We start from the raw sequence: 4,769 nt of genomic DNA, 5'->3' as shown, positions 1-4,769 counted from the left end.
GCGATCGCCCGCCCCTGCGGGGCCTGCGCTGGCACATGCCTTGCGCGAGGATCTGTCCTCGGCAGCCGGACCGATCCGGCGGCCTGCTGGAGCGTTCGCCGATGTCGAACACGGCCCACCCGGATGTCCTGCCCGAGAGCGGTCCGGTGCCGCTCGGGCCCGCCACCGCGCCGGTCGCCCGGGTCGGCGCCCTCGCGCTCGGGCTCCTCGGCCTCCAGCACGTGCTGGTGATGTATGCCGGCGCCGTCGCGGTGCCGCTGATCGTCGGGCGCGCCCTGAAGCTGGCGCCGGAGCAGGTGGCGATGCTGGTGAGCGCCGACCTGTTCGCCGGCGGCCTCGCCACCCTGGTGCAGAGCTGGGGCCTGCCCGGCATCGGCATCCGCATGCCGGTGATGATGGGCGTGACCTTCGCCGCCGTCACGCCGATGATCGCCATGGGCGCGAGCCCGGAGATCGGGCTCACCGGCATCTACGGCGCGGTGATCGCTGCCGGGCTGGTCGCGTTCCTGGTGGCGCCGCTCGTCGGGCGGCTGCTGCCGCTATTCCCGCCGGTGGTCACCGGCACGATCATTCTCGTCATCGGCATCTCGCTGATGCGCGTCGGCGTGAACTGGGCGGCCGGCGGGGTCGGCAACCCGAGCTACGGCGCGCCGGTCTTCCTCGGGATCGCCGCCTTCGTGCTCTGCGTGATCCTGGCGATCACCCGCTACGGCACCGGCTTCGTCGCCTCCGCCTCGGTGCTGATCGGGATCGTCGTCGGCACGCTGGTGGCCGGCTTCTTCGGGCTGGTCGACCTTTCGCACGTTGCTACCGCCGGGTGGTTCGACGTGGTGCGCCCCTTCGCCTTCGGGCTGCCGACCTTCGATCCGGTCTCGGTGGTGACGCTGTGCATCGTGATGATCGTGGTGATGATCGAGTCGACCGGCATGTTCCTGGCGCTCGCCGAGATCTGCGCCGACCCGGTCGACGAGAGGCGCCTGACCAAGGGCCTGCGCGGCGACGGGCTCGGCACGATCATCGGCGGCGTGTTCAACACGTTTCCCTACACCTCGTTCTCGCAGAACATCGGCCTCGTCGGCGTCACCGGCGTGCGCACCCGCTACGTCGCCGTGGTCGGCGGCGTGATCATGCTCGGGCTCGGGTTGATCCCGAAGCTCGCCGCCCTGGTCGAGGCGGTGCCGCAATGCGTGCTCGGCGGCGCCGGCCTCGTGATGTTCGGCATGGTCGGCGCCACCGGAGCGCGCATCCTCGGCGCGGTCGACTTCGCCCGCAACCGCAACAACCTGTTCATCGTCGCGGTCTCGGTCGGCTTCGGGATGATCCCGCTCGTCGCGCCGAACTTCTTCAAGCAGATGCCGCACGCGCTGCATCCGCTGCTCGAATCCGGCATCCTGCTCTGCGCGATCGCCGCGGTGGTCCTCAACCTGTTCTTCAACGGCCTCGGCAGCACGGCCGACGCCCGCGACGCGGCCCTGCGCCAAGCCGCGGCCTCCGAGCACTGACGCCCGTCGCCGGATCGCGCCCGTCCGCGCGATCCGGCGAAGACGCTCCGACGAACCTCCAGCCGAACCGGAGACCTCCATGCCGCTCATCGCCTCGACCTACGGCAAGGGCCGCGTCCGGGTCATGCGGTTGACCCGCGAGGGCGACCACCACACCCCGCGCGAGCTCACCCTCACCGTGCTGATGAAGGGCGCCTTCGACGCCGCCTGGACCGCGGGCGACAACCGCGCCTGCGTCGCCACCGACAGCGTCAAGAACATCGTCAACGTCACCGCGGCCAAGAACCTGTCCCTCGACAAGGAAGCCTTCGTCGAGGCGGTCGCGGCGGTGTTCCTCGACACCTATCCCCAGATCGAGGAGGTCACGATCGAGGGGCTGGAGACGCGCTGGCTCCGCTACGCCGTCGCGGGCGAGCCGCACGGCCACACCTTCACGCTGGACGCCAACGGCACCGGCTTCGTCCGGCTCGTCGCGAGCCGGGGCGCGCGCGTGCTGCAATCGGGCCTGCGCAACTTCACCTTCATGAAGACCACGCAATCGGGCTGGTCCGACTTCGTCGACGACGGCTACCGCACCCTGCCCGACACCACCGACCGCATCGCCGCCACCGCCATGGACGCGACCTGGACTTGGACGCGGCCGCCGGCCGATTACGCCGCCGCCAACGCCGACATCCTCACCCACCTGCTCACCGTGTTCGGCACCACCTACAGCCTTGGCGTGCAGGACAGCATGTACCGGATGGGCGAGACGGTGCTGGCCGCGATTCCCGAGGTCGGCGAGATCGGGTTCGCCATGCCGAACAAGCACTACATCCCGATCAACCTGGCGCCGTTCGGGCTTGCGAACGCCAACACCGTGTTCCTGCCGACCGACGAGCCGCACGGGCAGATCGTGGCGACCATCGGCCGGGGCTAGCCCGGCACCCGCAGCGACGAGCCGGGTGCCGAACCGCACGCTCCGCGAAAGAAGCGTGCCAGATGCCGAATAACAGGGCAGCGGCGACCGATTTCTCTGTTAAGTATTTGATTCAATGCGTCTTTTAATCTTAGAGTTCGGCCGAGCCGGCCCGTTCGATCCGCCCGCGGCGGGTATTCCCTGGAAATCAGGCTAAAACTTCAGCATTCACGGCCCTTTCCAAAGGCAGGTCTGGTGAAAATCTAGATCCGAGAGCGTCGGCGACCACGGGGTCGCCGACCGATCGAACCTCGGATGCCTCCCATGACCGCACGTCTGATCCTCGCCGCCTCCCTCGGGCTCGCCCTGTCCACCACCGCCTTCGCCCAGAGCTACAACGCGCCCGCCGGCATCCCGCCCGCGCTCGCGCCCGGCGGCCTCGAAGGCCGCGCCGCCATCCCGAACGCCCTCGACGCCGCGGGCCGCACCCCGCGTGGCGACGCGCGGAGCGTCTACGGGGTCGACGACGGCCTCGTCACCGGTTCCCTGCGCGACGGCCGCGACGCGCGGGCCTATCGCAGCCGCTGAGGTCGGTCCGAACGCCGCCACGAGCTTTGCCGAAAAGATTCGCAGTGGCAGGACCGATTTTAGGCGCCTGATCCAAGTCGATCAGGCGTCGCGCTGAGCCGCGACGACGCCGACGATGCCGAAAATCTCGGCTTCGCCGGTGTTGCGGCCAAGCCTAGACTTCGCCCCGCATTCGGGACGGAGCAGACGGCCTTGGCAGATCATTCGCTTTCGCGCAGGCACCTCCTCGGGGGCGCCGCCGCGCTCGCGCTGACGCCCCTCTCGCGGGCGCGCGCCGCCGGCACGCTCACCGCCGGCTTCATCTATGTCGGGCCGAAGGACGATTACGGCTACAACCAGGCCCACGCCCTCGCCGCCAAGGCTTTGAAGGGCATGCCCGGCCTGGAGGTCACGGAGGAGGAGCGCGTCCCCGAGACCAACGCGGTCGAGAAGACCATGGAGAGCATGATCAACCTCGACGGGGCGACGCTGCTGCTCCCGACCTCGTTCGGCCACTACAGCCCCTACATGGTCGCCGAGGCCAAGAAGAACCCCAAGATCCAGTTCCGGCACTGCGGCGGCCTGTGGACCGACAAGGACCCGAAGAACGCCGGCTCCTATTTCGGCTACATCGCGCAGGGGCAGTACCTCAACGGCATCGCCGCCGGGCACGCCACCAAGTCGAAGAAGCTCGGCTTCGTCGCCGCCAAGCCGATCCCGCAGGTCCTCAACAACATCAACGCCTTCCTGCTCGGCGCGCAGAGCGTCGACCCGTCGATCACCTGCCAGGTGATCTTCACCGGCGAATGGTCGCTCGCGGTCAAGGAGGCCGAGGCCACGAACGCGCTGATCGACGGTGGCGCCGACGTCGTCACCTGCCACGTCGACAGCCCGAAGGTGACTGTGGAGACCGCCGCCCGCCGGGGCGCCTTCGTCTGCGGCTACCACGTCGACCAGTCGCCGCTGGCGCCGCAGAAGTACCTCACCGGGGCGGAGTGGAACTGGCTGCCGATCTACAAGGGCTTCGTCGAGGCGATGCAGGCCGGCAAGGTGCCGGAGAACTTCGTCCGCGGCGGCCTCGCCGACGGCTACGTCAAGATGAGCCCCTACGGCCCGGGCGTCAGCGACGCGGCGCGCAAGAACGCGGACGCGGTCAAGGCCGAGATGATGAAGGGCGGCTACCAGATCATCAAGGGACCGCTCAAGGACAATGCGGGCAAGGAGATCCTCGCCGCCGGAAAGGGCTACCCCGAGAAGGCGGCCGAGCTGGAAAGCACGAACTACCTGGTCGCGGGCGTGAAGGGCTCGGTCTGAGGCACGGTTCGACGCTCTCCCTCCCCCGCAGAGGGGGAGGGAAGGGACGGCGAAGGCTTGCACCGGCCCGGTTGCGGGGCTGGCACGCTTCCTGCCGCACGCGTCGCAGGATGGTGGAACCGGTTCGGAGGTGCGGGATGGTCGCGGACGCCGCTGTGGCACCGGTCGAGACGGCGGATCCGCCGGCGCGCGGCCTTCAGGCCCGGGCCTGGCTGGCGCGGCGCTCGGAGGCGTTCCTGATCCCGGTCGGCGCGGCGCTCGCGGGCTTCGTCCTGTTCGGGCTGTTCCTGGCGGCTTTGGGCAAGTTGCCGCTCCAGTTCGTCGACATCGTCTACCGCGGCGGCTTCGGCTCGTCCTTCGCGCTCGGCAACAGCCTGCAGCGCGCCGCGCCCCTGCTGTTCGCCGCGCTCTGCGTCGCGTTGCCCGCCCGCCTCGGCCTCGTGGTGATCGGCGGGGAGGGGGCGATCGTGCTGGGCGGCCTCAGCGCC

General features: G+C 69.6%; 4 protein-coding genes and 1 pseudogene. All 5 read left to right on the top strand.

Annotation, left to right across the window (positions count from 1 at the left end; all coding sequences use genetic code 11):
* Nucleotides 1-101 precede the first annotated feature (101 nt).
* Nucleotides 102-1,502: a nucleobase:cation symporter-2 family protein gene (locus tag FV223_RS20380; RefSeq protein WP_147728712.1), complete on the top strand. Its 1,401-nt coding sequence runs from the start codon at nt 102-104 to the stop codon at nt 1,500-1,502.
* Nucleotides 1,503-1,581: 79 nt separating this feature from the next.
* Nucleotides 1,582-2,421: a factor-independent urate hydroxylase gene (gene pucL, locus FV223_RS20375; protein ID WP_147728711.1), complete on the top strand. Its 840-nt coding sequence runs from the start codon at nt 1,582-1,584 to the stop codon at nt 2,419-2,421.
* A 303-nt stretch (nt 2,422-2,724) separates the two neighbouring features.
* Nucleotides 2,725-2,988, top strand: coding sequence for a hypothetical protein (locus tag FV223_RS20370; protein ID WP_147728710.1), 264 nt, complete (start codon nt 2,725-2,727; stop codon nt 2,986-2,988).
* Between the two features lie 192 nt (nt 2,989-3,180).
* Nucleotides 3,181-4,281, top strand: a complete 1,101-nt coding sequence (locus FV223_RS20365) for a BMP family ABC transporter substrate-binding protein (RefSeq protein WP_147728709.1) — start codon at nt 3,181-3,183, stop codon at nt 4,279-4,281.
* 137 nt (nt 4,282-4,418) lie between these two features.
* A pseudogene (locus FV223_RS20360) lies at nt 4,419-4,769 on the top strand (ABC transporter permease); the annotation flags it as partial.

Origin of the sequence: Methylobacterium sp. WL116 (assembly GCF_008039455.1) — a bacterium.
In the GTDB taxonomy this organism is placed as follows: Bacteria; Pseudomonadota; Alphaproteobacteria; order Rhizobiales; family Beijerinckiaceae; genus Methylobacterium.
This window is presented reverse-complemented; position numbering and strand designations above follow the sequence as displayed.

What these genes read in the sequence shown, in the direction of transcription:
- pucL (WP_147728711.1), top strand. Translation starts at nt 1,582, where the DNA reads ATGCCGCTCATCGCCTCGACCTACGGCAAGGGCCGCGTCCGGGTCATG.
- FV223_RS20380 (WP_147728712.1), top strand. Translation starts at nt 102, where the DNA reads ATGTCGAACACGGCCCACCCGGATGTCCTGCCCGAGAGCGGTCCGGTG.
- FV223_RS20370 (WP_147728710.1), top strand. Translation starts at nt 2,725, where the DNA reads ATGACCGCACGTCTGATCCTCGCCGCCTCCCTCGGGCTCGCCCTGTCC.